General features: G+C 53.6%; 25 protein-coding genes and 1 pseudogene. 19 read left to right on the top strand and 7 right to left on the bottom strand.

Translation table 11 applies throughout. From position 1 onward, the window contains the following. Positions 1-7 precede the first annotated feature (7 nt). Positions 8-1,312, top strand: a complete 1,305-nt coding sequence (locus HNV11_RS12495) for a right-handed parallel beta-helix repeat-containing protein (RefSeq protein ID WP_171739984.1) — start codon at positions 8-10, stop codon at positions 1,310-1,312. 120 nt (positions 1,313-1,432) lie between these two features. Beyond that, positions 1,433-3,115 carry a hypothetical protein gene (locus HNV11_RS12490; RefSeq protein WP_171739983.1) on the top strand — a complete coding sequence of 561 codons (1,683 nt, stop codon included), beginning with the start codon at positions 1,433-1,435 and terminating at the stop codon, positions 3,113-3,115. Here HNV11_RS12490 and HNV11_RS12485 read toward each other — a convergent pair. Genes HNV11_RS12485 through HNV11_RS12475 form a run of 3 tightly spaced genes read right to left on the bottom strand, consistent with a single transcriptional unit; the run spans position 3,112 to position 5,720 of the window. Beyond that, the gene (locus HNV11_RS12485) at positions 3,112-4,206 is read right to left on the bottom strand and encodes a dipeptidase (protein ID WP_171739982.1); all 1,095 of its coding nucleotides are present in this window, start codon (positions 4,204-4,206) and stop codon (positions 3,112-3,114) included. The genes HNV11_RS12490 and HNV11_RS12485 overlap by 4 nt on opposite strands. Positions 4,207-4,225: 19 nt before the next feature. After that, on the bottom strand, positions 4,226-5,329 hold the full coding sequence (locus tag HNV11_RS12480; RefSeq protein ID WP_171739981.1) for a D-TA family PLP-dependent enzyme: 1,104 nt from the start codon (positions 5,327-5,329) through the stop codon (positions 4,226-4,228). A gap of 1 nt (position 5,330) precedes the next feature. Beyond that, the gene (locus HNV11_RS12475) at positions 5,331-5,720 is read right to left on the bottom strand and encodes a RidA family protein (RefSeq protein WP_171739980.1); all 390 of its coding nucleotides are present in this window, start codon (positions 5,718-5,720) and stop codon (positions 5,331-5,333) included. A 104-nt stretch (positions 5,721-5,824) separates the two neighbouring features. Between HNV11_RS12475 and HNV11_RS12470 the strand changes: the two are divergent. The 9 genes and pseudogenes from HNV11_RS12470 to HNV11_RS12430 form a co-directional block, all read left to right on the top strand. Beyond that, positions 5,825-6,073: pseudogene (locus HNV11_RS12470) on the top strand (4a-hydroxytetrahydrobiopterin dehydratase); the annotation flags it as partial. A 70-nt stretch (positions 6,074-6,143) separates the two neighbouring features. Then, complete coding sequence (rsmI, locus tag HNV11_RS12465; RefSeq protein ID WP_171739978.1) at positions 6,144-6,881, top strand: 16S rRNA (cytidine(1402)-2'-O)-methyltransferase; 738 nt, start codon at positions 6,144-6,146, stop codon at positions 6,879-6,881. After that, positions 6,874-8,100 carry a lipoprotein N-acyltransferase Lnb domain-containing protein gene (locus tag HNV11_RS12460; RefSeq protein WP_171739977.1) on the top strand — a complete coding sequence of 409 codons (1,227 nt, stop codon included), beginning with the start codon at positions 6,874-6,876 and terminating at the stop codon, positions 8,098-8,100. The genes rsmI and HNV11_RS12460 overlap by 8 nt, the downstream gene beginning before the upstream one ends. An 80-nt stretch (positions 8,101-8,180) precedes the next feature. After that, positions 8,181-9,470 carry an acetylxylan esterase gene (locus HNV11_RS12455; RefSeq protein WP_171739976.1) on the top strand — a complete coding sequence of 430 codons (1,290 nt, stop codon included), beginning with the start codon at positions 8,181-8,183 and terminating at the stop codon, positions 9,468-9,470. Positions 9,471-9,524: 54 nt separating this feature from the next. Continuing rightward, positions 9,525-10,460, top strand: a complete 936-nt coding sequence (locus tag HNV11_RS12450; protein ID WP_171739975.1) for a D-2-hydroxyacid dehydrogenase — start codon at positions 9,525-9,527, stop codon at positions 10,458-10,460. Between the two features lie 199 nt (positions 10,461-10,659). After that, positions 10,660-13,374, top strand: coding sequence for a DNA gyrase/topoisomerase IV subunit A (locus HNV11_RS12445; RefSeq protein WP_171739974.1), 2,715 nt, complete (start codon positions 10,660-10,662; stop codon positions 13,372-13,374). Positions 13,375-13,435: 61 nt separating this feature from the next. Continuing rightward, positions 13,436-13,801 (top strand): VOC family protein, encoded by a 366-nt coding sequence (locus HNV11_RS12440; RefSeq protein WP_171739973.1) that lies wholly within the window; start codon positions 13,436-13,438, stop codon positions 13,799-13,801. Then, positions 13,802-14,536: a SanA/YdcF family protein gene (locus HNV11_RS12435; protein WP_171739972.1), complete on the top strand. Its 735-nt coding sequence runs from the start codon at positions 13,802-13,804 to the stop codon at positions 14,534-14,536. A 160-nt stretch (positions 14,537-14,696) separates the two neighbouring features. After that, entirely contained in the window at positions 14,697-15,488 is a 792-nt protein-coding gene (locus tag HNV11_RS12430; RefSeq protein WP_171739971.1) for a hypothetical protein, read from the top strand. A 30-nt stretch (positions 15,489-15,518) separates the two neighbouring features. Here the strand turns inward: HNV11_RS12430 and HNV11_RS12425 are convergent, their stop codons facing one another. Continuing rightward, the gene (locus HNV11_RS12425) at positions 15,519-16,070 is read right to left on the bottom strand and encodes an RNA polymerase sigma factor (RefSeq protein WP_171739970.1); all 552 of its coding nucleotides are present in this window, start codon (positions 16,068-16,070) and stop codon (positions 15,519-15,521) included. Between the two features lie 546 nt (positions 16,071-16,616). Between HNV11_RS12425 and HNV11_RS12420 the strand changes: the two genes are divergently transcribed. The 8 genes from HNV11_RS12420 to HNV11_RS12385 all read left to right on the top strand — a co-directional run bounded on the left by HNV11_RS12420 (position 16,617) and on the right by HNV11_RS12385 (position 24,466). Further along, a complete protein-coding gene (locus tag HNV11_RS12420; RefSeq protein ID WP_171739969.1) occupies positions 16,617-17,198 on the top strand; it encodes a DinB family protein in 582 nt (193 codons plus the stop codon). Between the two features lie 63 nt (positions 17,199-17,261). Further along, positions 17,262-17,672 carry an EVE domain-containing protein gene (locus tag HNV11_RS12415; RefSeq protein ID WP_171739968.1) on the top strand — a complete coding sequence of 137 codons (411 nt, stop codon included), beginning with the start codon at positions 17,262-17,264 and terminating at the stop codon, positions 17,670-17,672. A 57-nt stretch (positions 17,673-17,729) separates the two neighbouring features. After that, positions 17,730-18,626 carry a class I SAM-dependent methyltransferase gene (locus HNV11_RS12410; protein ID WP_171739967.1) on the top strand — a complete coding sequence of 299 codons (897 nt, stop codon included), beginning with the start codon at positions 17,730-17,732 and terminating at the stop codon, positions 18,624-18,626. Between the two features lie 131 nt (positions 18,627-18,757). Continuing rightward, positions 18,758-19,960 (top strand): tetratricopeptide repeat protein, encoded by a 1,203-nt coding sequence (locus HNV11_RS12405; protein ID WP_171739966.1) that lies wholly within the window; start codon positions 18,758-18,760, stop codon positions 19,958-19,960. 136 nt (positions 19,961-20,096) lie between these two features. After that, the gene (gene thrS / locus HNV11_RS12400; protein ID WP_171739965.1) at positions 20,097-22,040 is read left to right on the top strand and encodes a threonine--tRNA ligase; all 1,944 of its coding nucleotides are present in this window, start codon (positions 20,097-20,099) and stop codon (positions 22,038-22,040) included. A 167-nt stretch (positions 22,041-22,207) separates the two neighbouring features. Next, complete coding sequence (gene infC / locus HNV11_RS12395; RefSeq protein ID WP_171739964.1) at positions 22,208-22,765, top strand: translation initiation factor IF-3; 558 nt, start codon at positions 22,208-22,210, stop codon at positions 22,763-22,765. 260 nt (positions 22,766-23,025) lie between these two features. Beyond that, a complete protein-coding gene (locus tag HNV11_RS12390; protein WP_171739963.1) occupies positions 23,026-23,592 on the top strand; it encodes a hypothetical protein in 567 nt (188 codons plus the stop codon). Next, complete coding sequence (locus HNV11_RS12385) at positions 23,564-24,466, top strand: HTTM domain-containing protein (RefSeq protein WP_171739962.1); 903 nt, start codon at positions 23,564-23,566, stop codon at positions 24,464-24,466. The genes HNV11_RS12390 and HNV11_RS12385 overlap by 29 nt, the downstream gene beginning before the upstream one ends. A 10-nt stretch (positions 24,467-24,476) precedes the next feature. Here HNV11_RS12385 and HNV11_RS12380 read toward each other — a convergent pair whose 3' ends face one another. From HNV11_RS12380 to HNV11_RS12370, 3 genes are all read right to left on the bottom strand, one after another. Then, positions 24,477-25,049 carry a hypothetical protein gene (locus tag HNV11_RS12380; protein ID WP_171739961.1) on the bottom strand — a complete coding sequence of 191 codons (573 nt, stop codon included), beginning with the start codon at positions 25,047-25,049 and terminating at the stop codon, positions 24,477-24,479. A 3-nt stretch (positions 25,050-25,052) separates the two neighbouring features. Continuing rightward, entirely contained in the window at positions 25,053-25,649 is a 597-nt protein-coding gene (locus tag HNV11_RS12375; protein ID WP_171739960.1) for a C39 family peptidase, read from the bottom strand. Positions 25,650-25,820: 171 nt separating this feature from the next. Beyond that, positions 25,821-26,102, bottom strand: a complete 282-nt coding sequence (locus HNV11_RS12370) for a hypothetical protein (protein WP_171739959.1) — start codon at positions 26,100-26,102, stop codon at positions 25,821-25,823. Positions 26,103-26,129: the final 27 nt, after the last annotated feature.

Below are 26,129 nucleotides of genomic sequence, written 5' to 3'. Positions count from 1 at the left end.
TTATGTTATGATGCAAACCAGAAAGTACCTGCTTATTGGAAGCCTGCTGCTGAGCGTAATCGTCATCATCGCGAATAGACTCAACGCGGCAGTGAAGAAACGTCAGCCCCTTGGCCGGGAAAGCGCCTGGACTTCCGTTCCAGATCACGTAAAGCGGTCGGCCAGCACCTTTACACCAAAACGGATCATTACGTCGGGCGGGCAGTACGACGGTACCCGCATGGGCGTCGGCCCCGGCGATACGGTCGGGATTCAGGGCACGCTGCCTAACCTGATCCTGAAGGATTTTACCGGAGCGCCGGGCAAGCCGATTGTGTTTATCAATTACGGCGATAAAGCGGTTATTCAGGGTACAACTAGGAACAACGGCAATTTTACCATTTCGGGCTGTTCGTATATCCTCGTGACGGGTTCGGGCGTGGCGGGCATCCGTCATGGCTTTGAAGTAAGCAGTACGTTCAAAGACGTATCGGCGCTGGTGGTGGCGGGCAAATCCACCAACATTGAGATCGAACGCGTGGAGGTGTCGCAGTCCGGCTTTGCGGGTATGATGATCAAGACCGACCCGAACAAAAACGACGAATCGACCTGGCTGAATAAGTTTGTGATGCAGGATGTGCATGTGCACCACAATTACGTCCACGACACGCGGGGCGAGGGCCTGTATATCGGCAACAGCTTCTGGAACAAGGGTCGAAATGGTATGTACCCGCACGAGATTCGGGGGCTGCACGTGCACCATAATGTAATCGAGAACGCCGGTTGCGAGGGAATCCAGTACAGTTGTTCGCCCGGAGCCAGGGTGCACCATAACCGCATCAGCAAGACTGGTGTGTCTCCCTTCTCGAACAGCCAGAACGCAGGCGTTCAGATTTCTGGGGGCTCATCGGGCGATTTTTATCAGAACACAATCGATTCAGCGCAGGGCATCGGGCTGATTATTGTCGGCGCGTTACGTGGGGGCGACAGCCTCCGGATTAGCAACGTATCGGTCAGGCATTCCAACCTTTTTGCTGGCACGGGAAGCCTGCCCGCCGAAACCTGTGGCGTGTTTGTAGATGAACGGGAAACACCACCAGGAATTCCGGGCGGTGGAACGCTGCTGTTTACGAACGTAACCGTCGATGGAGCCCGTCTGGATGGCTTTCGCTTTTACAACGAAACGCAGCAGAACGTCGTGAGCCGGTGCGTGGTGAAGAATTTTACGCGCTCGGCCTTTGACCGCTCTCCCAAAACCGTGCCGCTGCTGGTCGATCGAAGAACCATAACGGGCGCGGGTGTAGTGGCAAAGGGCATAGGCTATCAGAAATAATCCTGCCTGACCCGCCAGAAATATTACTTACGGAAGGGTGGATTTACTACACGGCTATGGCTGCCCTTCATCTTTTGGCTACTTTCGCTGTTTTAATCTGCCCGAATAATTGTTGCCCGTATGCCCATTCCGCAGCACCGCTGGCTTGAGTTGCTTGTCTTTCTTGTTTCATTTTTGCTGATTACCCTTCTGGATCGTCGCGAACGTCTGCAGCAGACGCCTGCCTTTTACACGCTGAGCGCCTGGCTTCTTCGCATTACGTACCGGCCGATCCGGGCCTATGGGTTTCTGGCGGGCTACACCTTATTTCTGTTGCTGCTGCTGTCATTTGTTGTAGGGGCGCATCCCTTTGCGCCGGAGGAGTTCAGTCAGCAACTGGCCGCCGATACGTTCGCGCAGGGGCGTTTGAGTAACCCGTCACACCCGCTCTGGACATTTTTCGAAACTATCCAGGTCATTTCCCAACCCTTTTATGCGTCGAAGTTCCCGCCCGCGCAGGGTATGTTCATGGCCTTTGGCCAGCTCATTTTCGGTACGCCGGTGGTGGGCGTCTGGCTGGGGTATATTGGTGCCGTACTGGCGGTTTACTGGCTGCTGACGCTCTGCATGCCCGCTGTGCCGGCGCTCATTGGCGGCTGGTTGGTCGCTACGCACGCAACCTTTGTGCTAAACTGGGGCCTGGGCTATGGTGGGGGTGGACTCTCCATGCTCGGCGGAGCGCTGATGGTTGGCGGAATGATTGCCTTATTACGACAACCGCGCGGGCGGCACGTAACGCTGATGGCCGTAGGACTGTTATTGCTCTGGTGCAATCTGCCCGTTGAAGGCGTTATATTCTCGATTGTGCCGTTGGGCGTGCTGCTCTATGCCATTCAGCAGGTGCAGTACTGGTATGGCACCCGGCCGTTGCTCCGCTGGATTCCCGGCCTGCTGCTCATGGGCGCCAGTATTGTGGCGTTACCTGCTTACAATCATGCCGTTACGGGCGATATTCTCCGGATGCCGTCTTCCTACTATACTCAGCAATACAGGCAGACCCGCCATTTTTTATTCCAGCGTGCCCGAAAAGAAATACTTTACAATCGGCCGGAGATGAAGCGGTTCCATAAGCGCGAAGCGGCTACATTCGGGTATCGAAAAACCATAGAAGGATTTGTCGTTGGCGTTTTTCGGAAAGTGCTTGTCTTTGAAAACTTTTATCTGGGACTGCTTTTTCTGGTGCCGTTCGTGCTGTTTCTAGTTGGGCCCTGGGAAGCAACGGGCCGGCTCGCATTCTGGAGCGTTCTGATCGCGTTTGGGACCAATCTGCTCAGTTCAACGGAACTGCCCCATCAACTGGCCCCGGCCACGGGCGCCCTCGCTGTAATAGTCGGACAGGGGCTGCTGTTCATGTGGTATGCATCCGGCCGCTGGCGCGACTGGGGACCCCGGTTTGTGCTGGCGGTTGTGCTCAGTACGCTGCCTCTCGCTGTGCTGGAAAGCATCTACCTGACGCGCAGCGCCAACTGGAAAGCAGGGCAGCAACGCCAGGCTAATGAAGCGTTTCTGACGGCCAAGAGCGGGCAGCACGTCGTGCTGGTCAAGTATGCGCCGACGCATTCGATTTCGGAAGAATGGGTGTATAACCAGGCTAATATCGACAGCCAGTCGGTGATTTGGGCCGTCGATAAGGGTGCCCGGCAGAACTGGGCGCTTTTCCGCTATTACCCCAACCGAACCTTCTGGCAGCTTCGCCCCGACGAAAACGCCGGAAAATTATACCGGCTGCGCCAGCCCGTTTCGGGCGATGTTGCCAAACGTTAAGGTAGGGCTGAACGTAAAAACCGAAGGGCATTACCGTGAAAAATGTTGGCAATATCCGTCGGCGAATACCCCCGGTCAGTCAGACGGCTCTTCAGCGATTGCAGATCGGCAATGGTATCGAGATCGGTAGGCGACTGTTCGCGACCGTACGTTCCGTCGAGATCGGAACCGATCGCGCAGTGGAGGGAGTTGCCCGCCAACTGACAGATATGGTCGTAATGATCCACGATGGTTTCCAGCCGAATGTCAAAATCAGCCGGATTGCTGATCCGCTGCGTAAAGCCGGGTTTAAGCATCCAGGCATCAAAGCAGCCGCCAATGACCGAACCGCGTTCAAGTAAAACTTTAATTTGCTCGTCGGTCAACTGGCGCTGATGGGGGACCAGGGCCCGGCAGTTGTGGTGACTGGCCCAGATGGGGCCTTTGTAGAGCGATAGGGCCTCGTCGAAGCCTTCGTCGGTCAGGTGCGTAACATCCAGAATCATGTTCAGCCGGCCCATTTCGCGCAGCAGTTCGCGGCCCAACGGCGTCAGCCGCCCCGACAGACCCGTACCGGGTGCGTACCGTCCGGTGCTGTAATGAGCCGGTCCAATGGCCCGGAGGCCGTAGCCATAAGTCCGCTCCACATACGAAAGGTCAATCAGTGAATCCGCGCCTTCGAGACTCAGCATATACCCCACCGGCTTTGCATCAGCGGGTTCGCTGTCGTCCAGCCAGCGGGCAACGTGCGCATCCAGCCCCGCCCGGCTGTTGATCTGCACCATCTCCGGTCGGCCATCCGGCCCGGCGGTTTCCATGGCCTGATACCAGGCCAACTGAGCCTGCGTCATGGCCCAGGCCTGCGGGGGCGAGTTCCAGCCTGCACCGGGCAGGTTACCATTGGCTGTGTTCACGCGGGCAATCTGCGTAGCAACGACCAGGCCGATGTTGCCCTTGCGAAGCTCGGGCAGCGAAACGACGTTATTCCCCCGGTCGATCTTATCGGTCATACCCTGTTCAGACGCGCGGATGGCCGATACTGGCAGGCGGTAATCGCGGTTCCATTCAATGGCGTTCAGAGCAAGGTCGAGGTGGGTATCAATAATGAACATGACAGATTAGGAATGGAGATTAGTGGCCGCGCGCGGTGACGGGCCAGGTATCCACGTACTGACCATCCACTACGACGCTGACCGAATCGTATAAATTGACCGTGGGACAGATATGAATCGGAACGCCATACCAGACCGTACCCGGCGGGTGGTCGTGGGCATTGGCCACGCGCACCACCAGATGCTCTTCGCTCTGACCAACGGGCTGCGCATCGGGCTGATTCAGAAATATGACCCGGGGCAGCGGGTTTTCGGCCGCAACGGATTTGTGTCCCAGATCCAGACAAAGCGTTTGCTCATCAATGACCGAAATGACCCGAGTCAGTAGCACGGCCGCTACGTCAAATGGTAAGTCGGGCAGGGTTTGTCCGTAGCCCGCATCCCAGAAAACGAAGGTGCCGGGGCTAACCACTACGTCCGACTGTCGGGCGTGCAGGGCAAAGGTGGGCGTTCCGCCCATGACCAATTGCGGACGTAAGCCGCCGGGCTTCCAGTCAATCGCCTGCCGTACGCCATCGGCCAGCGCGAAGGTTTCGTCGGCGTGGTGGCGACGCTGGTCGAGGTCGGTGTTACGAATGTGGCCGTCGTAAGCATGCAGGCCCACTACCCGAATACCGGGCAGGTTTCGTGCAAATTCATACAGGGCGGGGGCATCGGATGGGCGAATGCCCGTTCGGTTCATGCCAACGTTAAGGTCGATATAAACATCCAGCGGATCATCCGGGAACGCATCCGACAGGCGTTGGGCGGAAGCCGACGCATCGATCAGGCAGGAAAACCGAACCGCCGGAAACTCGGCCCGCAGGGCGGCCAGTTGCGTCACCGCCGGTCCGACCAGCGGATAAGCCAGCATGACGTCGGTCTGACCCGCATAGGCGCCACCCGCTTCGGCCAGCATCCGGGCTTCTTTAAGCGTAGCGCATTTGAACTGCCGGATGCCTTCGTCCAGCAGCAGCTCGGTCACGGCGCGCATCTTGTGCGTTTTTACGTGTGGCCGCAGCCGAGCCGCATCGCCCCCGGTCAGCCGAATGGTCAGCCGGATATTATTGAGTACCCGGTCGGGATACACCAGCAGGGCCGGGGAAGCGATGGCGTCGGGATTCTGAACGTCATACCAGGCCATATCAGGGCACTTTGGCGACTACGTCAATCTCGACCTTGATGCCGTTACCCAGGCCCGACTGAACCGTTGTGCGGGCGGGTTTGATGCCGGGGAAATAACTGGCATACACCTCGTTGTAGGCGGCAAAATCCTTAATATCGGCCAGGTGGACGGTGCTCTTCACGACATCGTCCCACGTGCAGCCAGCCGCTTCGAGAATCTGCTGGACGTTCTGCATGGTGCGGTGCGTTTCTTCCTCGATGGTGCCGAGGACGTACTGACCGTTGGGGTAATCCACGGCAGCCTGCCCGGATACGTACAGCCAGCCATCGCAGATGACGCCGGGCGAATACGCGCCGGTTTTAAAGCCTTCTTTAACCTCGGGATGTAGCACCTGAATTTTGTTTGCCATAACGAATGGAGAGGGGGATTAATGCCCGACGGGGCTGGTCAGTTGTGGTTTATTGGCTATAGTTTGTTCGTCAAACTAATTTTGCGCAAACTACGCACAACAAACTAAAAACTCCTATGTGGCAGGAACAGGATAATCAACTCACCCGCGATTTTACCTTCGCCGATTTTTCGGAAGCTTTCGCGTTTATGACTCGCGTGGCCCTTATCGCCGAGGCCATGAACCATCATCCGTGGTGGTCGAACGTCTATAATCAGGTGACCATCAAACTATCGACGCACGATGCCGGAAACGTCGTGACCGACAAGGACCGTCGGCTGGCGGGTGCCATCGATCGATTGGTTAACGAATGAATAAAATGAACAACGGGCGGGAGTTTCAACCGTTCTGCGGCTGGCTCGCTGCGCTCTGTTAACTTGCGGCATGAAACTGTTTCTCGTACCAACGCCCATTGGTAACCTCGACGATATTACGTTGCGGGCCATTAAGGTCCTGCAGAACGCCGACGCGATTCTGGCCGAAGATACCCGCACGTCGGGGGTGCTGCTGCGGCACCTCGGCATCAGCAAGCCGCTTCACAGCTACCATATCTTCAACGAACACCAGACCGTGCAGCGGTTGGTGGGTCAGATGAAAGAAGGTAAAACGCTCGCCCTGGTTTCGGATGCTGGTACGCCCGGGATTTCGGACCCCGGCTTTCTGCTGGTGCGGGAGTGCATTAAGAACGACATTCCGGTCGAGTGCCTGCCCGGCCCGACGGCGCTTGTGCCCGCCCTGGTCAACTCCGGTCTGCCCAACGACCGCTTTACGTTCGAAGGGTTTTTGCCCCATAAAAAAGGCCGTCAGACGCGTCTGATGGAACTGACCGAGGAGGAGCGGACGATGGTATTCTATGAGTCGCCCCACCGGCTGCTCAAAACGCTCGGTCAGTTTGCCGAGGTCTTTGGTCCCGACCGGCCTGCCAGCGTCTCGCGGGAGCTGACCAAGGTATTCGAGGAAAATCGGCGCGGGGCGTTGTCCGAACTTATTACGTATTTTGCCGAAAAAACAGTAAAAGGTGAGCTTGTTATTTGTGTTCAGGGAAGAGAACCGGTCCGGCGAGGGTCGGCCGAAAAGCGACGAATGTTTGAACAGGATGAGGATACGGAAGACGATGACTAAGTCGGCATCGTGGCTGGCTCGAATCGCATTGGTGCTGGCGTTAACCGTATTCGGTCTTCGACCTGGGGCTTCAATAGCCCAGACGCTGTCGCCAGCCGCCCGGATAAGCTTGCTGACGGTAGGACCGGGCGAAGATCTGTATTCCGTGTTCGGTCATACGGCCATTCGGATCAATGACCCGGCGCAGAATATGGACCTGACGTTTGGCTGGGGTGGGTTTCGGTATGAAGATAATTTCTACGTGAAATTCCTGCGCGGCACCCTGCCGTACTATATTGATGCGTATGAAATGTATCCGTTTCTGTACGCCTATCAGGTCGAGAACCGTACCGTCCGGGAACAGGTATTGAACCTGACCCCGGCGCAGAAAGAACAGCTTTTTGCGGTCATACAGACCAATATGCGTCCCGAAAACCGGACGTATCAGTATAAATTCTTTTACGACAACTGTGCTACCCGTCCCCGCGATAAAATCGCCGAAGCCTGTGGGGACAGCCTGACGATTCCAACGCGCCTGAAGATGACCGGCAAGTCCTATCGCGACTGGATGAACCTGTATCTGGATAAGAGCGCAAAACCCTGGGCCAAGCTGGGCATGAATCTGGCCATTGGTCAACCCGCCGACGAGCAGACGGACGGGTGGCATGCCATGTATCTGCCCGATCAGGTACACGACCAGCTTGCACGGGCCACCCTGAAGCAGACTAACGGGCAGGTGGTTCCCCTGGTCGCGTCCGACCAGACATTGTATAACGCTCAGCAAACCTTTCGGCAGCAGTTACCATTTGTTTTTGATCCACACGTCGTGTTTGCTCTGCTGGCCATTGTGGTTACGGTGTTCACCATCCGACGGTATCAGATCGGGCGCGTAGATCGCTGGCTCGACCGGCTGTTGTTCGCCGTTGTGGGCTTTCTGGGCTGGTTTCTATTTCTGCTCTGGGTGGCTACTGACCACGGTGTAACGGCCTGGAACCCGACGCTCCTTTACCTCATGCCGCTGCATCTTCCCCTGATTTACTGGGCAACGGGCCGCAACACTACCGCTCGTCGGCGGACGGTTTACTTTGGCAGCGCGGCCGTTCTGATTCTGCTTGGTATGTTCCTGTCGAAGGTGCCCGGCGGGGTCGATGTTCTGTTTCCTCTGACGCTGCTCGTCCGGTGTATCGTGAATCTGCAACCGGTTCGGCGGGGGCAGCAGATGCCGGCCCGGGTAGCCTGAAACTCAGGTAGGAAAGAAAGATGGGGTAAGAACTGCGCCCTGCCGTCTTTACGCCTTTAATACCTCTTGCGCATTTCTGTATGAAGCGACTGTTACTTATTCTTTGCCTTTTTCAGATTAATGACCTGGTTGCTCAGCCTGCTGAACGGCTCGTTAAGGTCATTGTTTCACCCGACCATGCCGACTGGTTGTATAAACTAGGCGAACCCGTCCGGTTTACGGTAGCGGTGTATCGCAGTAACGTTCTGCTGCCGGCGGCCCGACTGCGGTATGAGATCGGGCCGGAGAAAATGGAGCCGACCCGTAAAGAAACCGTAACGCTGAAAAATGGTACCCTGGCGCTCGACGGCGGCACGATGCGTACTGCCGGGTTTCTGCGCTGCGTCGCCACCGCCGAAGTGGACGGCAAAGAGTACCGGGGACTGGCTACGGCTGCGTTCGATCCCCTGAGCATCCAGCCAACCGTCGCGAATCCCGCCGACTTCCGGCAGTTCTGGGATAATGCGAAAGCCGATCTGGCGAAAGTGCCCATGGATGCCCGCATGACGCTGCTGCCCGAGCGCTGCACCGAGCTGACGAATGTGTACCAGCTGAATCTCCAGAACATTAATAACTCCCGCTTTTATGGAATTCTGTCCGTGCCCAAGAAAGAAGGGAAATATCCGGCCATTCTGCGGGTGCCGGGCGCGGGCGTGCGGCCTTATAACGGTCTGATCGCCGAAGCCGATAAAGGCTTCATTACGCTGGAGGTAGGCATCCACGGCGTTCCCGTTACGATGGACGCCAGCGTGTACGACAACCTGAGCCGCGGGCCGCTGAATGGCTACCAGGCGGCTAACCTCGACGACCGGGACCGCTACTATTATAAGCGCGTGTATTTGGGCTGCGTTCGGGCGGTGGATTTCCTAACGAGCCTGCCCCAGTACGACGGACAGAATCTGGCCGTAACGGGTGGCAGTCAGGGAGGGGCCTTATCCATTGTGACGGCTGGACTGGATAGTCGGGTGAAATGGCTCGGAGCCTACTACCCGGCCCTGGCCGACGTAACGGGCTACCTCCACGGCCGGGCGGGCGGCTGGCCGCACCTCTTCGCGGGCGATAACCTGGCGTATAACAATAAACCCGACCGCATCCGGACGACGGGCTATTACGACGTCGTTAACTTTGCCCGGCTGGTCAACGTACCCGGCTATTATTCCTGGGGTTACAACGACGAAACCTGTCCGCCAACGTCTATGTACGCAGCCTTTAACGTCATCCCCGGCCCCAAAACGCTGGACGTGTATCATGACACCGGCCACTGGACGTATCCTGAACAAACCGAGAAAATGACCGGCTGGCTGATGGCCCAGCTAAACGGAGCGAAGTAAAGCTGGAGTGTCGCCGGTACGCAACCAATTCGCTCTCATTTTCGTAGAATTCGTATGCAGCTATTTGTTAATCCTGCTTTCAGCGATTCGCTGAAAGCCCGCTTGCGGCAGCAGCTTCCCGCCGATGTGACTGTCGTATTTCGCCACGACCTGCCCGACGAATCCGCTCAGCGGGCCGCTTTTCTGTCCGCCGACCTGGTGCTGGGTAACCCACCCGCGGCCTGGTTTACACAGTCGCCAGCCAATCTGAAATTCTGGCAGCTCGACTCGGCCGGCTTCGACGGTTTCCGGGAGGTGCAGACCAGCGCCGTCGTTGCCAATATGGGCGATTATTTCGCCTGGCCCTGCGCCGAAACCATGGTGGCCGGGATTCTGGGTTTTTACCGCCGTATTCCTGAACTGGTGCAGCTACAGGAGCGCAGCGAGTGGGTTGGCGCGCCGATCCGTACCCGTACGGGTTTGCTCCGACGTAAGCGCGTCGTTATTCTCGGCACCGGCACCATCGGCCAGGCCGTCCGGCAGATGCTGACCGGCTTCGACTGCGTTATTCAGATGCTTGCCCGCACCGACCCGCAGGCCGATCTGCATTCTAAAGACGACCTAAGGCAGGTGCTGCCCCAGACCGACATCGTGGTCAACTGTCTGCCGGGAACGGTCGCTGGCTTTTTCTCGGCTGATCTGATCGGAGCCATGGCACCGGGCAGTATCTATGCCAACGTCGGGCGGGGGAGTACTACCGACGAACCGGCTCTGATTCAGGCGCTGCAGACCGGGGCCATTGGCGGGGCCGTACTGGACGTAACGGCTACCGAACCGCTGCCCGCCGACAGTCCGCTGTGGACGCTGCCGAATGTGCTGCTCACCCAGCATACGGGCGGAGGACAACCAGCCGAAGACGATGGAAAAGTCGTGCAATTTCTGAAAAATCTGCAGCGCTTCCGGGCGGGCGAACCGGTCGATGACGCCGTGGCGCTGGGACGGGGTTATTAAAACCACCGTATAATAAAAGATGAAGCTATGGCCGGATAAATGACAAAAACCGATGTATGGACTGGGTTGGACAAAAACGGCCAAAACGGCACATAATTCAGGTATTTTTTGTATCTTTAAGGAGCCGATCGCCACTGTTTGATGCTGGCGTAACACCCGCCCATATATTTCAACTGAAACAGTCCTGAGGAATTACTTCATGATGAACAACGAAAATCAGGAACCGATGGACGACGATCAGGCCCAGCCCGATGCAACCTCTGCTGCTGACGGTACTGAGCCCATCGACGCCATTGAACCGGATGAACAACCGATTAAAATAGCCAATGAAGTCCTGCACGATCAGACCGTCGTGTCAGGATTATATGAAAATTACTTTCTCGATTACGCATCTTACGTCATTCTCGAGCGGGCCGTACCCGCCGTGGAAGATGGGCTGAAGCCTGTTCAGCGCCGGATTCTGCACGCCCTGAAAGAGATGGACGATGGCCGCTTTAACAAGGTTGCCAACGTCATCGGGCAGACGATGCAGTTTCACCCCCATGGCGATGCGTCCATTGGCGAGGCCCTGGTAAACATTGGTCAGAAAGAACTGCTCTTCGATACGCAGGGCAGCTGGGGCGATGTGCGTACAGGCGACGGGGCTGCGGCTCCGCGTTACATTGAGGTGCGTCTGTCGAAGTTTGCCACCGATGCGATTTACAACGACAAAACGACCGAATGGCAGTTATCCTATGATGGCCGGAAGAAAGAGCCGGTAACCCTTCCCGTCAAGTTTCCGCTGCTGCTGGCGCAGGGTGTGGAAGGTATCGCCGTGGGCCTGTCGACCAAGATTTTACCGCACAACTTCAACGAACTGATCGATGCATCGATTCAGATTCTGAAAGATAAACCTGTTACACTGTTTCCCGATTTCCAGACTGGCGGACTAGTTGACGTCAGCAATTACAATGATGGGCACCGGGGCGGTAAAGTACGCGTGCGGGCGCGAATCGAAGAAGTCGATAAAAAAACGCTCGCGATCCGCGACGTGCCGTTTGGCGTAACCACTTCGCAGCTGATCGACTCGATTGTGAAGGCGGCCGAACTGGGAAAAATCCGGATCAAGGCACCCAGCCGGACCGTAGCAGCTGTAGTGGATAATACGGCGAAAGACGTTGAGATTCTCGTCCATCTGCAGCCCGGCGTTTCGCCCGACGTAACGATCGACGCGCTCTACGCTTTTACCGACTGCGAAGTGTCGATCTCACCCAATGCCTGCGTAATCATCGGCGATAAACCCCACTTCGTCAGCGTAACCGATATCTTGCGCGTCAATACTCACCAGACGGTTCATCTGCTACAACGCGAGCTGGAGATTCGGCGTAGTGAGTTGATGGAGCGGCTGCTCTATGCCTCGCTGGAAAAGATTTTTATTGAGAACCGGATCTATCGGAAAATCGAAGAATGCGAAACGTTCGAGGCTGTGCTGGCAACGATCGACAAAGCGCTCAAGCCGTTTAAGAAGCAGTTCTACCGCGAAATTACGGAGGATGACCTGATTCGCCTGACCGAAATCAAGATCAAGCGGATTTCGAAGTACGACGGCTTCAAAGCGGACGAGCTGATGCGGAAGCTGGAGCAGGATCTGACCGAAACGGAAGATAACCTGGCCAACATTACCCGCTACACGATCGCGTATTACAAGGATCTGCAGAAGAAGTACGGCAAAGGTCGTGAGCGTAAAACGGAAATCCGGGCGTTCAACACCATTGCTGCGAGCGTCGTGGCGGCTGCTAACCAGAAGCTGTACGTCGACCGCGAAGGCGGCTTCATTGGGTATGGTTTGAAAAAAGACGAGTATGTCAGCGACTGCTCCGACATCGACGACATTATCGTGTTCCGGCGCGACGGTAAGTGCGTCGTGACCAAGATACAAGAGAAGGTGTTCGTCGGCAAGGATATTCTCTACGTCTCGGTTTTTAAGAAAAATGACGAGCGGAAGATTTATAACCTGGTTTATCTGGACGGTAAGTCAGGTATTTCGATGGCGAAACGATTCCCCGTGACGGGCGTGACGCGCGACCGCGAGTACGATCTGACGATGGGCAATCCGAAGTCGAAGATTACGTACTTCAGCGCAAACGACAACGGCGAGGCTGAAGTGATTACGATCAATCTGACGGCGCAGAGTTCGGCCAAGATCAAGCAGTTCGACTTCGATTTTGCCAGCGTTGGTATCAAGAACCGCTCGGCGCAGGGGAATATTCTGACGAAGTATCCGGTTCGGAAGATCACCCAGAAAACAGGTGGCGTATCAACCCTGGGGGGAGTCGATATCTGGTATGATGATCACCTGGGGCGGCTGAACCGCGATGAACGGGGCAAACTGCTGGGTAACTTCGACGCGAAAGACAGCATTCTGGTCGTTTATAAAGACGGGCAGTACGAACTGACCAACTTTGATTTGACCAACCGGTACGAGCCAAACGAAATAGCGGTCCTGATGAAGTTTGATCCTGAAACGGTGCTGTCGGCGGTGTATTACGAAGCCAACCAGAAGGCGTGGTACGTCAAACGGTTCAAGGTCGAAACAACTTCTCTTGACAAGAAATTTAGTTTCATCGGCGACGCCAAAGGATCGAAAAATCTCGCCATAACGGTCGATCGCTACCCGAGAATCGAGATTGTCCATCAGGTAAAAGATCGCGGGCCGCTTGAGAAGATGGTGCTGGAACCGGAAGGCTTTATTGAGGTGCGCGGCTGGAAAGCCCTGGGGAATAAACTGCCTTTCGCTAAAGTCAAAGACGTTAAACTGCTGGCGCCAAAAGCCGGTAAAGAAGTCCCCAGGACGGCCCCGGTTGCTGAGTCACTGGCACTTGATGCAACGGAAGCCGACGAAAAGGAGTCCGTGCAGTTAGGATTGTTTTCATAACAAGTTAAGCCTTGTTGGGCAGGACGGTCCCGCTCAGGCCCGATTAGGCTTATTGATACATATGGAAGAAAAACCTTTCTTAGGGTTGCGAACGGTGATCTATGCAGCTCCGGCCTTAGCGGAAACAAAACGCTGGTACGCTCAGGCGCTGGACCTCGACCCTTATTTCGATGAATCCTTTTACGTTGGCTTCAACGTAGGTGGTTATGAACTAGGCCTCGATCCGAACGCACAGGTTGCCGACGGAAGTACGCTGACCTACTGGGGTGTTCGCGATGTTGAAGCCGCCCAGCAGCGATTGCTGCAGTTAGGGGCAACGCTGCACGCTCCGGTTCAGGATGTGGGCGGAGGGATAAAAACAGCGGCCGTCAACGATCCGTTCGGGAATGTGATTGGAATCATCGAAAACCCGTATTTTAGTTTGTAAATGAATACGACATTGGCCACCGACTACAGCCGAAAAACACCCCACGAAGCAATAGGGGTGCGTCTGGTCAAGTGGACCATCAAATGTTGTATTTTCTCGCTTTTCGCGGGTGTAACAGTGGTGCTCGTCTGTAACTGGTGGGTGGTCCGCAACACCCGCGACCAGATTTATTTTGACATTCATGAGCTGCCGGCTAATGACGTAGGGCTGGTGCTAGGTACCAGTAAATTCGTTCGGACGGGTAAGGAAAATCTATTTTTTCGTTACCGGATGGAAGCCACCGCCCGGCTCTGGAAAGAAGGTAAGGTGAAATACCTGATTCTGAGCGGTAATAACGACTCCGAGTATTACAACGAGCCGGTAGACATGAAAAAGGCGCTCCTGAAGCTCGGCGTTCCGGAGTCGGTTATGACGCTCGACTACGCCGGCTACCGCACGTTCGATTCGGTGGTGCGCTGTAAAGACGTTTTCAATCAGGATAAGATTACGATCATCTCCCAGAATTTCCACAATGCCCGTGCCCTTTATATTGGGAATCATGAGGGTATTGAAGCGATTGCCTTTGCCGCGCAGGACGTGCCCGACGGGTACTCCCTGCGTACGCTCATCCGCGAATATCTCGCCCGGCCCTACGCCATGCTGGATGTCTATGTTCTGCGTCCTCAGCCCGAGAAAGGTAACTGGGAGCGGAAAAAGACCTACAGCCGAATGAACAAAACAGCTTCGTTGAATTAATTTCAGGTTTAGCACCCGCTGAAGCCTAAGGCGCTCATGGTTTTGTCGCCTTAGCAGTGCACTCTTGTTTTCCCGTTGCTATCTTTCGCCGTGATCCTGGTCTTGTAGCAGGAACTGCTCCTGCGCGTATCAATCAGACCGGGTAATACAGTGGCAAGGTATGAAAAATGGGCTATTTTTAGTTGTGCTTGGACTGGTATGCACATCCTGTGCCAGTCTGCACCGGCGTTCAGAGATTCTGGAACTGAACGATATTTTTCAGATCTGTCCGAACCAGCGTTTGTTCATGTATGCCGGCCAACGGGGGCGGGTGATTACCAAGGAAAATATAAGCCTAACGAAAGCGGCTCTCTATGAGCGGAATGACACGCTGTTTGCGGAATTCATCGCAGCTTCACTGCCGAAGCCAGACAATAACCCCCGAACGCTCGATCAGTCTGATTCATCAGCCATACTCTTTGTGCATTATAATCCGGTCCTGAATCGGATCAAAGAAGAGAGCCCGTGGTTTAACTACCAGTTGAAGTCATTCGATGTAGACTTGTTCACCGTACCGTTTAAATACCGCTTCCGACAGGGGGAGCGACCCGGCCAGTTGAATACGAACCCAAATGCTGGTGTGTATATCGGCGTGCGCTACGACCGGGGTAATTACCGTACGTTATTTTTCCGCGGGCAGCGGGAATCGCAACGACGTTCGTTTAGTTTCGGCCTGGGCGGCTTTGCCAGCGTTGGGTCAACCCTGGTTAGTTCGTTTACGACGAACGGCCGCATTACAGAAGAATATGAAGCCCTGGGGTTTAATTACGGGCTGGCCCTGATTCTTGGTTATAAAACCTTTACGGCAGGTCTGGCTTTAGGATTTGAAAACCTGGCTAATAATCACAACCCGCTCTGGATTTATCGGAATAAATCTTACCTGGGCGTAACGATCGGCCTGAACTTAAATTAACCGGGAAAAGCCCATGGAAGAATTGGGGAGTTAAAGCATCTGATTACCATACAGACGCCGGATCTTATCGCGGGTGCGTTTCAACCGCATTTTAACGGCGCTGTCCTTAAGGTTAAACTGATCGGCAATTTCACGAATATCCAGGCCATCCTCATATTTTAAACGGAGCATTTGCACTTCGTCGGGAGAGATCGTGTTCATGACTTCCGCTAGATGCTGCAAACGACCTTCTACCTGCTCAGAATCCGTCGATTCCGGATAGGCGTAATCCTCCTCGCTCTGATCCAGCGAAACGGTTATATTCCGATTGGCGTAGCGCAGCTGATCCATACAGTAGTTGTACGAAATGGAATACAGCCAGGTTGAAAAGGCCGAGCGCTCCTTGAAATTGACGAGGTTTCCATACACGCGCAGAAAAATATCGTGCGTATAATCCTCTGCCTGAGCCGTGTCCTTGGTCAGGGATAAACATCGCCTATACACCTTGCTCACATACCGATTATACAGGGTTTCGAAATAATCGTTCTGTTGGGTGTGGAGATACATGCGTATCAGTTCTTCATCTTTAAGCTGATTCTTCATGGTTTAGGTTACTAATGCGTAGCTTGTCGTGGCGGGTGGTGGTAACTTTGATGTTACTATTAGATCTTATTATAGTAACGAAATGATACGCAAATATGATAATCTAGGTAATAAGTTGCTCCTTACGCGTATTAAATAAGGATTAATTTGTTTTGCGTCAGCAATTTATCCCTTTTAAGTATAAACTAAGTTACACTATATGCAACTTTACTGGTAAATCTACCAAACGGTATATTCATCATATTATAAGCGTACATATAAATTGGTCACCATATTTAAGGGCGTAATCAGGCCGATAGGCAGCTTTCCCGATCGAGCACCGCTTGGGCAGCGCCCGTCCTCACCCGCTTCGCGTACGGTCGTTTTTTTTGGGAACGCCATAAAATATTGATTTAACTTTGCCCTGGCTACTTACTGGGAACTGCGCGGCAGGACAGGGGCGATTAAGGCCCGTTCATCGGAGCGCAGATTAATCGCAGAGATAAAAACAGAGATACGACATGGCCCGCCCGTCAGGCTCGTCATGCACCATCATCTACAGAGAATATGGAGACTCAGAATAACGACGAATTATTACGTATCATCGACCTGCTGAACACAACGTACGAAAGCGAGGAAGCCTGGCATGGTCCCTCCGTGGTCGAATCCCTGCGGGGCGTTACGCCCGACATGGCCGGCCGCCGGATTACACCCAACACGCACAGCATTGCCGAACTGGTTTTCCATATGACCAGCTGGCGGATTTTCTGCGTTAAAAAGATGCAGGGCGACCCTACGTTTGATATCACGACGCCCGAAAAAAACTTTGGTGCCTTACCCGATAAAATCGATGATTTCGAATGGGAAGCGCTCGAAATGGAGTTGAGCTTGAGCCAGGAGGAGCTGATCAATGAACTCGACAAGCGTGACGATGACGAATTTCTGGAGGATATTGTGCCCGGCCGCGACTACACATACTACGATATGCTGCACGGCATTATTAACCATGATCTGTATCATACGGGGCAGATCATGATTCTGAAGAAAGCCCTGACGTTTAAGGGAGCAGGGGCGCGGTACGCCGACGATGATGAGGATGAATACGGCTCGCCCTACGGCAGCAGTCAGGAACACGACGATTATTACTGAACCGGAAAACCCTCACGGGTTAGGTTTTAATTCGCTCAAATACCCACTCGCTTTTTCACACGGTTGAACTACTGGCTCGTTAAATCTGAACCCGATAAATACGGGTGGCATCATTTCACCGAACAAGGACGCGCCGTCTGGGATGGCGTCCGTAACTACCAGGCCCGTAACAACCTCAACGCCATGCGGCTGGGCGATCAGGTGCTTTACTACCATAGCGTAACGAACCCCGGCGTGGTGGGTCTGGCAACGGTTGTCCGCGAAGCGTATCCAGACCCGACCGTTCCGGATGATCCCCGCTGGGTAGTGGTGGAACTGGAACCCGTGCTGGCGTTTTACCGGGCCGTACCACTGGCCCGGATAAAGGCCGAACCGCTGTTGGCTAACCTGGCACTTCTCAGGCAGTCGCGTCTGTCGGTCATGCCTATTCGGCCGGATGAGTTCGAGCTGATTCTGAAAATGGGGCAGCAATAATCGTAATTTTGTGCGACCAGAGCCTCCCCGTCCGGAGAGGCTCTGGCGTTTTTCCATATGGCAGATATTCAACTTATCCTTCCGGCGCCCTGGTCGGAATACGAACTGATCGACTCGGGCGATTTTCAGAAACTCGAACGCTTTGGCGAGTTTGTGCTGGCCCGCCCCGAACCGCAGGCCATTTGGGACCGGTCGCTCTCTGAGCGGGACTGGGAACAGCGCGCTCATTCCATTTTCCGGCGCGACCGGCAATCGCCCGAGCGGGGCGACTGGCAGACCAAACCCGATATGCGCGATCCGTGGTTTGTAACGTTTAAACAGGGCGGGCTGAACCTGAAATTCAAACTGGCCCTGACGACGTTCAAGCACGTGGGGCTGTTTCCGGAGCAGGCCGACAACTGGACGTTTATCCATGAAAACGTTAAAGCGCTTTCGGCCCGCGTCTCGCGCCCCAGGGTTCTGAATCTGTTTGCCTATACCGGTGGAGCCTCACTGGCCGCCCGGCAGGCCGGGGCCGACGTAACGCACGTGGACGCCGTGAAGCCCGTCATCAGCTGGGCGCGGGAAAACATGGACCATAGTGAGCTGGATAACATCCGGTGGGTGGTTGAAGATGCGGTTAAATTCGTTCGGCGGGAAGTGCGCCGGGGCAACCGATACAATGGCATCATCCTCGACCCGCCTGCTTACGGTCGGGGGCCCGACGGCGAAAAATGGGTGCTTGAAGAACACCTGAACGATCTTTTGAAATCCTGCGCCGATCTGCTCGACCGTGACGACTTCTTTTTCATTATTAATCTTTATTCGCTGGGCTTCTCATCGCTCATCCTGGAGAACATGATCCGCCAGACTTTTGGCAAGGTGCCCAACACAAGCTGGGGGGAGTTGGTGATGGACGATAAATTCGGTAAACGGCTGCCGTTGGGCGTGTTCTACCGGTTTACGTCCGTTTAAAAAATGTAACTTTGTCAACGAGCGAACGAGTAAAAAAAGAGATGCTAACCACGAGGCTGATGCAGCAGGAACGGGCGCGTAATCTGAATCCCCTCAGCGATTTGGGGCGGAAGGGTTTACGTTCATTATCGATGGCTGCACGCTTAGGTATTTTCGGGCTTTCGCTTTTTCTCCTGTCCTGTGGTCGTGATAACCGGCAGGGTGCCCGGATACCGGATTATCCCAAACCAGGCGATAGCAGCCGCACGGAAGGCGCCTTCCGTGCGCTTACGGTAGCGATTAATCAGTCAGCACCGGCTTCGGCGTATGCCAAACGGGCGGCTATTCTGTTGACAATGGGCCGGGTCAACGACGCCCTGGCCGATATCGACGAAGCCATTAGCCGCAACGATAATGCCGGGTTGTACTACCTGACCCGTGCCCAGATTTTTCGGGCCTTACAGCAGCCCGGCAAAGCGCTCGAAAACGCTCAGCGCGCCGAGATCCTGGGTGTTGATACGCCCGAGCTATACACGCTGCAGGGCGATTTGCTCCAGCAGCAGAACCAGTTCAACAAAGCCCGGCTATACGTTGCCAAAGCCTTGCAGATGGCGCCCTATGATGGCGAAGCTTACTTTTTTAACGGCCTGATGGCCGCCAAACAGGGCGACACGGCGCAGGCGCTCGAACTCTACCAGCAATCGCTTCGGCTGAAGCCCCGCTACCTGGAGACGTATAATCAGCTGGCATCGATCTACCGGTCGCTGGGTAACCGAAACGCAGCTCTGGCTTATAACGAACAGGCCCTGCAGTATTTTCCCGACAACGCCCGGCTGCGTTTTGGGCGGGGGCTTATCTACCATACCTCCGGTGAACTCGACAGCGCCATGGCCTGTTATCAACAGACCGTGAAGCTGCAGCCAAGCTATTACCAGGCGTTTTTTCAGATTGGCCTGATTAATCAGAAATACCGGAATTACTTTGCTGCGCTGACCAATTACCAGCGCGTTCAGCAGCTCCGGCCGCAGTTTCCGCGCATCGATACGTATATCGGCTACTGCCACGAGCAGACCGGACAGTATGATGCAGCCATAGCCGCTTATACGAAAGCGACGCAGCAAAACGCAGCGGATCGGCAGGCTACAGCCGGTTTATGGCGCTCACAACGGCGGCAGTACGCTGGAAACTCGTATAACTCCTTAATTTTGCCGAACAAACCGGCTGAGCCCGTAGCGCCAGCCCGTACCCGACTGGACACAACGCGGGTACGGATTACCACGATCCAGCCCAAAGCCCGCGTTATGACGAGTGAAAGCGATTCGCTCCGGCGAACGATCAAGCCGATTGTGAATTAACGATTACCTAAAGTGCGTGCAATGGGGGATTGTCCGGACGATATTGTTCGCCAGCTACCCAGTGTACAGAGTTTAATTAAGTAGCTTACAGTTGTAGGTAGGCTGCGGTTACCCATATATAAACTAGTACAACCAAATGATTGCGCAGGACGAACAAATCCGCGTGACGCTGCCCGATGGGAGCGTACGGCCGTATCCAAAGGGCTCGACCGGGCTGGATATTGCCACCCAAATCAGCGAAGGGCTGGCCCGCAACGTGCTGGCTGCCAAAGTTAACGGCAAGGTGCAGGACGCTACCCTGCCGATTGACGAAGATGCCAACGTTCAACTGCTGACGTGGAACGACCCTGAGGGGAAAGCAACCTTCTGGCACTCGTCGGCTCACCTGCTGGCCGAAGCGCTCGAAGCGCTCTATCCGGGCGTCAAGTTCGGGATCGGTCCGGCGATTGAAACGGGCTTTTATTACGACGTTGACCTGAATGGGCAGTCGTTCTCGCAGGAAGACTTCAAAAAGGTAGAGGATAAAATGCTGGAACTGGCCCGCCAGAAGCAGCAGTACATCCGCAAACCCATGAGCAAAGCCGATGCGGTCGCTTATTTTGATCAGAAAGGCGATCCGTATAAACTTGACCTGCTCGAAGGCCTTGAAGACGGCACCATTACGTTCTATACCCAGGGTAATTTTACGGATCTCTGCCGGGGGCCGCATATTCCAAACACGGGGTTTATCAAAGCCGCCAAGATTATGAACGTAGCCGGGGCCTACTGGCGCGGTAATGAAAAGAATAAGCAGCTGACGCGGATTTACGCCGTTACGTACCCGAAACAGAAGGAACTCGACGATTATCTGTTCCTGCTCGAAGAAGCCAAAAAGCGCGATCACCGCAAGCTGGGCAAGGAACTGGACCTGTTCGCCTTTTCGGAGCGGGTGGGGCAGGGACTGCCCTTGTGGCTGCCCAAAGGCACCATGTTGCGCGAGCGGTTGGAAAACTTTCTTCGGAAGGCGCAGATCCGGGCGGGCTATTCGCCGGTTGTGACCCCTCACATTGGCAGCAAGCAGCTTTACGTAACCTCGGGTCACTGGGACAAATACGGCGAAGATTCGTTCCAGCCGATCAAGACCCCCGACCCGAACGAAGAGTTTCTGCTCAAACCGATGAACTGCCCGCACCACTGCGAGATTTACAAAACCAAGCCCCGCTCATACCGTGACCTGCCGCTTCGACTGGCTGAGTTCGGAACGGTGTATCGCTATGAGCAGTCGGGTGAACTGCACGGGCTGACGCGCGTCCGCGGCTTTACGCAGGACGATGCGCATATCTTCTGCCGCCCCGATCAGGTGAAGGATGAGTTTATGAAAGTGATCGATCTGGTGCTGTATGTTTTTAAAACGCTTGGTTTCGAAGATTACAGCGCACAGGTGTCCCTGCGCGATCCGGAAAACAAAGCCAAATACATCGGCTCGGATGACCTATGGGAAAAAGCCGAGTCGGCGATCATCGAAGCCGCGGCCGAGAAAGGACTGCGGACGGTAACCGAACTGGGCGAAGCGGCTTTCTACGGTCCGAAGCTCGATTTCATGGTGCGTGACGCCCTCGGCCGGAAATGGCAGTTGGGAACGATTCAGGTCGATTACAACCTGCCGAACCGCTTCGAACTGGAATATATCGGGGCCGACAACCAGAAACACCGGCCCGTAATGATTCACCGGGCTCCGTTTGGCTCGCTGGAACGGTTCATCGCCATTCTGATTGAAAACACGGCCGGGAACTTCCCGCTTTGGCTTTCGCCCGACCAGATTGCGATCCTGCCGATTTCGGAGAAGTACGAAGACTACGCCAATGATTTGTTCTTCGCCCTTCAGGAACATGATATCCGGGGGTTTGTGGATCTGCGCGACGAGAAAATCGGCCGTAAAATCCGTGATGCCGAGGTCAATAAAGTGCCGTTCATGCTGGTTGTTGGCGAAAAAGAAGCCGCCGAAGGTAAGGTATCCGTTCGCCGGAAAGGCCAGGGCGACCTGGGCAGCATGCGTATTGACGACTTTGTCCGGACGTTCCAGGCAGAGGTAAAGGTATAAAGTATGGGGACGTTGCTGGCTTAAACGCTGAACGCCCCCATACCAAAGATTGCGTAAACTTGCACTGAATCAGTATTTTCAATAGTTTCCCGAACTTTTTAGAACCCGGTACGTTATCCAAGCGACTTAAAAAGTCAGTCTGAACATTCGTACGCTAAACACATTATATGGCATTACCCCAGCGCAGACCACCCCGTCGCGTGGTTGAAGAACCCTACAAAGTCAATGAGCGCATCCTGGCCCGTGAAGTACGGGTGGTCGGTGAAAATGTAGAACAGGGAATCTACGACATAAATAAGGCGCAGGCAATGGCCAAAGCGCAGAACCTCGACCTCGTTGAGGTATCGCCCAACGCCGTTCCGCCCGTCTGTCGTATCGTGGACTACTCCAAGTTCAAATACGAGCAGAAGAAAAAGCAGAAAGAAATCAAGGCAAACGCCACCAAGGTCGTTATTAAAGAAATCCGGTTCGGTCCAAACACCGACGACCACGACTTTGAATTTAAGCTTAAGCACGCCATTAACTTCCTGAAAGAAGGCGCCAAGGTAAAAGCTTACGTCCAGTTTGTTGGTCGGGCGATTGTCTTCAAAGATCGTGGTTTCCAGCTCCTGGAACGCTTCTCAAAAGGACTCGAAGACTACGGTAAAGTGGAGGCCGAGCCTAAACTGGAAGGAAAACGCATGACCATGTTTCTGGCTCCGAAAGTCGTAGTGCCCAAGAAGTAAAGCGATACGTAACACCTGCGAAGGGAAGAACGCGATGAAGAAAACAAACTTCGTTGTCTGTTCTTCCCTTTGTCTTTTTCCGTATTTTACGAGACATTCAGAATGTTATGATCCGGTAGCTGTATCTTCTTGAAAATTCCCAGTATTTTTTCCTGTTTTAAGAAGACCTCTCTGAAATTACAAACCGTTTGGTTCCGTGAACGTAACTCCAGTCAGAGTATCTTCATGAACGCTATCTGTCCATCTAAATTTTTCTGGCTTTGGAATGGCTTATAGTTACTCAAAAACTCTTCATCAGCGCGTTCGTCGGCCTGCTGACGGTTCTGCTGTTATTCTGGTGCCTGCCGGAAGGGTATTTCTTTCGGGAAATTTTGCACCGGCATTTTGGTAAATACATATGCTGGGCAGGTCTCGATAATTACTGGGCCTTGTTTGCGCCCCGCCCCGTGTCAAAGAATTTCCTGATTGGGTTCGAAATCGAACTTGCGGACGGTACCCTCCAGGCCTGGAAACTGCCCCAGTACAGCATCGTCGATGATTATCAGGCAACCTCTCACTTCCGGTTCATTAAAATGCATAACCAGTTGTTATCGCAAAAAGACCCTATACCGAAGGAAGCTATCTGTAAATACATTCTCCACGAATACGGGAAGCAGCCTCAAGCAAAAAGCCCGCCGATTAAAGTGCATATCATACAATACTACGAGCCAGCGCCCGATAGCACGTTTTACATATTACCCTGGCTAAGCCGTAAAATTTATACGTATGATCTTGTAGATAGCCACAAAAATCAGCCGTATGAGCCTCTTATTTATAACTATAGGTGAACTGGCAGAAATCTGGAACAGGGCGTTATTCAGCGAGCAGCCTACCCTGACAATATGCGTTTTTCGGGTGTTGACGGGCTTTCTGGTGTTGACCGAAACCCGCAACTGGCTGAGTGTGTATAAACCCCTGTTGTCGGTTGACGGCTGGTTTGGTTATCCCGAATATGCCAGCGCTCTGAAGCCGTTTCGGTTTTCATTACTGAATTACCTGCCGGCAACAAACAAATCTGTAGAATTGGTATTGCTGCTGCAGTTTATAGCCGGTCTTTGTCTTATGGTGGGGGTATTCCCCCAGCTTGCCGCTCTCCTTTGCTTTGTTACGTTAGTTTCCATTCATAACCGGAACATTTATGTCTTAAGCTCAGGGGATGCCCTGTACCGGTTTTTCTGTCTGCTCCTGATTTTCGCTCCTTCGGATACTCAGCTATCACTGCTGAACCTCCCGCATCTGCTCAATGCCGACGTGCTGGCTTATTCGTGGACGCTCCTGATGATTCGGTTGTTTATGGCTAATATTTACATGAAGAACGTGTTATTCAAGCTGCTGGGCGATAGCTGGCTGAATGGCACGGCTACCCAGCAGGTTCTGAATGTGCGAATCTGGAATCGAGGCCGACTTCCGGCTGCGCTGAATCATGCATGGTTTTATAAGGCCACTACCTATGGCACCCTGGTAATCGAAATCGCTCTGTTTACGCTGGTCTGGATTGACGAATTCAGGCTACCGGTGCTGGCGCTAGGCGTTCTGCTTCATCTTTCACTCTGGTTGTTTTTGCGCATCGGTTTCTTTCAAATGGCAATGATATGTGGGCTGGGCGCGTTCGTAACCCCTCAGGAATATGCGGTTTTTTTCGGCCTAATCAGCCGGTTGTAACCTTGGCTGGTCAGCCACCCATCATGCGCTGGGCGGGGCCCCGACTCTTGGCCGAAAGCTGGGTAATTGCCCGTTGGGTAATCGCAATGAATTCGCTGACCGGATATAACCTGCCTTGTTCTAATCCGTAAAAGTAGGGCGGGAGCGGGACAAAGTAATCGTTTTGTCGATCGGCTGCCCTCAGCCAGATAGCGCTGATCTTTAGCGCAAACATGCGCAGAAAAGCGAACTCGTAAGTTTCGGACTGCAGCTTTTTCCTTTTTTTTAATTTGAGGTGCAACGTCTTCATCTCATCTACCATTGGGCCGGAATGGGCCTCGTGAAATAAGAAATCACCTGACTCCCCAACTTTGGTTTCTATGGCCGTACTACCGTGTTTGTCTGAATAAATATGGCGCCAGGATACGACATGCGCGTTGGTAAACCCTTTGCCAGCAATAATGTCGCTTAGATTAACATGAAAAACTTTATGGGGTAATACGTTCTTACGTTTAGATAGGCGTGTGTCTGGTTTTCGTTTCGCGAGCCAGCCAGTAAACCCCTTGACCGAATCTTCGGGTGCAGGCGTAGTACATATTGGCATAAGTCAGGATTTTTTAGCAGGCTTTGAGAAAAAAGTATATTCTACTAAGCTGTGCGTTACTTTATGGCCCAGAACAGAACCCCCATGACATTTATAATTAGTTACAAATTCCTTATAGGGCATTTCCGATGTGCCGAAGTAAGGATCGTAAACAGTGACGTTTTGCTCAGTAGTCGTAGACTCGTAGCCCGCAATAACCACAAAATGTGAAAACTTATCCATATCAGCTATTTCGCCGTCAATGTCTAATTCCAGCAGATAAGCGACTAAACGGCCCTGATCCAGCTGCTCCATTAATTGCGTAAACGAAATAAAATCCTTGTGGAAATTATCCGCAATTCCAGCCGTTACAAACGAGCCGATATCTTGTTTATTCTGAAGAAACCAGGGTATATCACAGGGTGAGTTTTCCGGATCGGAACAACAATCGCCCGGGGCAGGTGTAATGGAAGCGCTGGCCAGGGTACATTGAGTCCAGCTACTGTTTGAATCATAAAAAAGTGCACAACTGGTTCCAACAGCAGCCCAGCACAACGCATGGCCTAACTGTGTCTCCATTGTAAAATCAAGAAGTCTTTTTTTTACGGTATTCGTAACCATAAGTCTATTGCTCAGGCACGGACAAAGACAAGACGCGTAGGCCAGTTTTTATAGACGAACCTCAGTTGAGCAGACTTTGATATGAATCTGCCGTAGGGGCTAAAAAATTATTGAATCGTTTGTCCTTACCAATGCCACATTTTCAGCATTGATAAGGACAAGAAACCTTATTTACCAGGTTCCGCCACCCATATGGTCATCAGCATCATTATGTTGAATGCCTTCCATTTTCTCATATGGAAAAATGCTCTTCCCATCCTTCATGCGTTGCTTGGCAAATTTTCGCAATGATTTAACCGTTTCTGTACTGAAAGTGTGCGTCGATTTGCTGTTCATGAAATCGGTAATTTTGGCCTTAGTCAATTTCTGAGCCTCTGGGGACAGCAAATCGGCGTAATGACCGTCGCCAACCCGAATAAGAGCATCTTTTAAGGTTTCGGATGATGATTTCATGCTTTATAAAGATTAAGAGGTTAACTG

It is taken from the genome of Spirosoma taeanense, from assembly GCF_013127955.1.
Taxonomy (GTDB): domain Bacteria; phylum Bacteroidota; class Bacteroidia; order Cytophagales; family Spirosomataceae; genus Spirosoma; species Spirosoma taeanense.
Note: the sequence above shows the minus strand (reverse complement) of the source record. Positions and strands in the feature narration are given on the sequence as shown.

Excerpts from the sequence above, each read along its gene's own strand:
- thrS (WP_171739965.1), top strand. The coding sequence starts at position 20,097 with ATGATTGCGCAGGACGAACAAATCCGCGTGACGCTGCCCGATGGGAGC.
- HNV11_RS12455 (WP_171739976.1), top strand. The coding sequence starts at position 8,181 with ATGAAGCGACTGTTACTTATTCTTTGCCTTTTTCAGATTAATGACCTG.
- HNV11_RS12430 (WP_171739971.1), top strand. The coding sequence starts at position 14,697 with ATGAAAAATGGGCTATTTTTAGTTGTGCTTGGACTGGTATGCACATCC.
- HNV11_RS12460 (WP_171739977.1), top strand. The coding sequence starts at position 6,874 with ATGACTAAGTCGGCATCGTGGCTGGCTCGAATCGCATTGGTGCTGGCG.
- HNV11_RS12445 (WP_171739974.1), top strand. The coding sequence starts at position 10,660 with ATGATGAACAACGAAAATCAGGAACCGATGGACGACGATCAGGCCCAG.
- infC (WP_171739964.1), top strand. The coding sequence starts at position 22,208 with ATGGCATTACCCCAGCGCAGACCACCCCGTCGCGTGGTTGAAGAACCC.
- HNV11_RS12380 (WP_171739961.1), bottom strand. The coding sequence starts at position 25,049 with ATGCCAATATGTACTACGCCTGCACCCGAAGATTCGGTCAAGGGGTTT.
- HNV11_RS12410 (WP_171739967.1), top strand. The coding sequence starts at position 17,730 with ATGGCAGATATTCAACTTATCCTTCCGGCGCCCTGGTCGGAATACGAA.
- HNV11_RS12475 (WP_171739980.1), bottom strand. The coding sequence starts at position 5,720 with ATGGCAAACAAAATTCAGGTGCTACATCCCGAGGTTAAAGAAGGCTTT.
- HNV11_RS12425 (WP_171739970.1), bottom strand. The coding sequence starts at position 16,070 with ATGAAGAATCAGCTTAAAGATGAAGAACTGATACGCATGTATCTCCAC.
- HNV11_RS12370 (WP_171739959.1), bottom strand. The coding sequence starts at position 26,102 with ATGAAATCATCATCCGAAACCTTAAAAGATGCTCTTATTCGGGTTGGC.
- HNV11_RS12440 (WP_171739973.1), top strand. The coding sequence starts at position 13,436 with ATGGAAGAAAAACCTTTCTTAGGGTTGCGAACGGTGATCTATGCAGCT.
- HNV11_RS12405 (WP_171739966.1), top strand. The coding sequence starts at position 18,758 with ATGGCTGCACGCTTAGGTATTTTCGGGCTTTCGCTTTTTCTCCTGTCC.
- HNV11_RS12375 (WP_171739960.1), bottom strand. The coding sequence starts at position 25,649 with ATGGTTACGAATACCGTAAAAAAAAGACTTCTTGATTTTACAATGGAG.
- HNV11_RS12495 (WP_171739984.1), top strand. The coding sequence starts at position 8 with ATGATGCAAACCAGAAAGTACCTGCTTATTGGAAGCCTGCTGCTGAGC.
- rsmI (WP_171739978.1), top strand. The coding sequence starts at position 6,144 with ATGAAACTGTTTCTCGTACCAACGCCCATTGGTAACCTCGACGATATT.
- HNV11_RS12385 (WP_171739962.1), top strand. The coding sequence starts at position 23,564 with ATGAGCCTCTTATTTATAACTATAGGTGAACTGGCAGAAATCTGGAAC.
- HNV11_RS12420 (WP_171739969.1), top strand. The coding sequence starts at position 16,617 with ATGGAGACTCAGAATAACGACGAATTATTACGTATCATCGACCTGCTG.
- HNV11_RS12480 (WP_171739981.1), bottom strand. The coding sequence starts at position 5,329 with ATGGCCTGGTATGACGTTCAGAATCCCGACGCCATCGCTTCCCCGGCC.
- HNV11_RS12485 (WP_171739982.1), bottom strand. The coding sequence starts at position 4,206 with ATGTTCATTATTGATACCCACCTCGACCTTGCTCTGAACGCCATTGAA.
- HNV11_RS12435 (WP_171739972.1), top strand. The coding sequence starts at position 13,802 with ATGAATACGACATTGGCCACCGACTACAGCCGAAAAACACCCCACGAA.
- HNV11_RS12490 (WP_171739983.1), top strand. The coding sequence starts at position 1,433 with ATGCCCATTCCGCAGCACCGCTGGCTTGAGTTGCTTGTCTTTCTTGTT.
- HNV11_RS12450 (WP_171739975.1), top strand. The coding sequence starts at position 9,525 with ATGCAGCTATTTGTTAATCCTGCTTTCAGCGATTCGCTGAAAGCCCGC.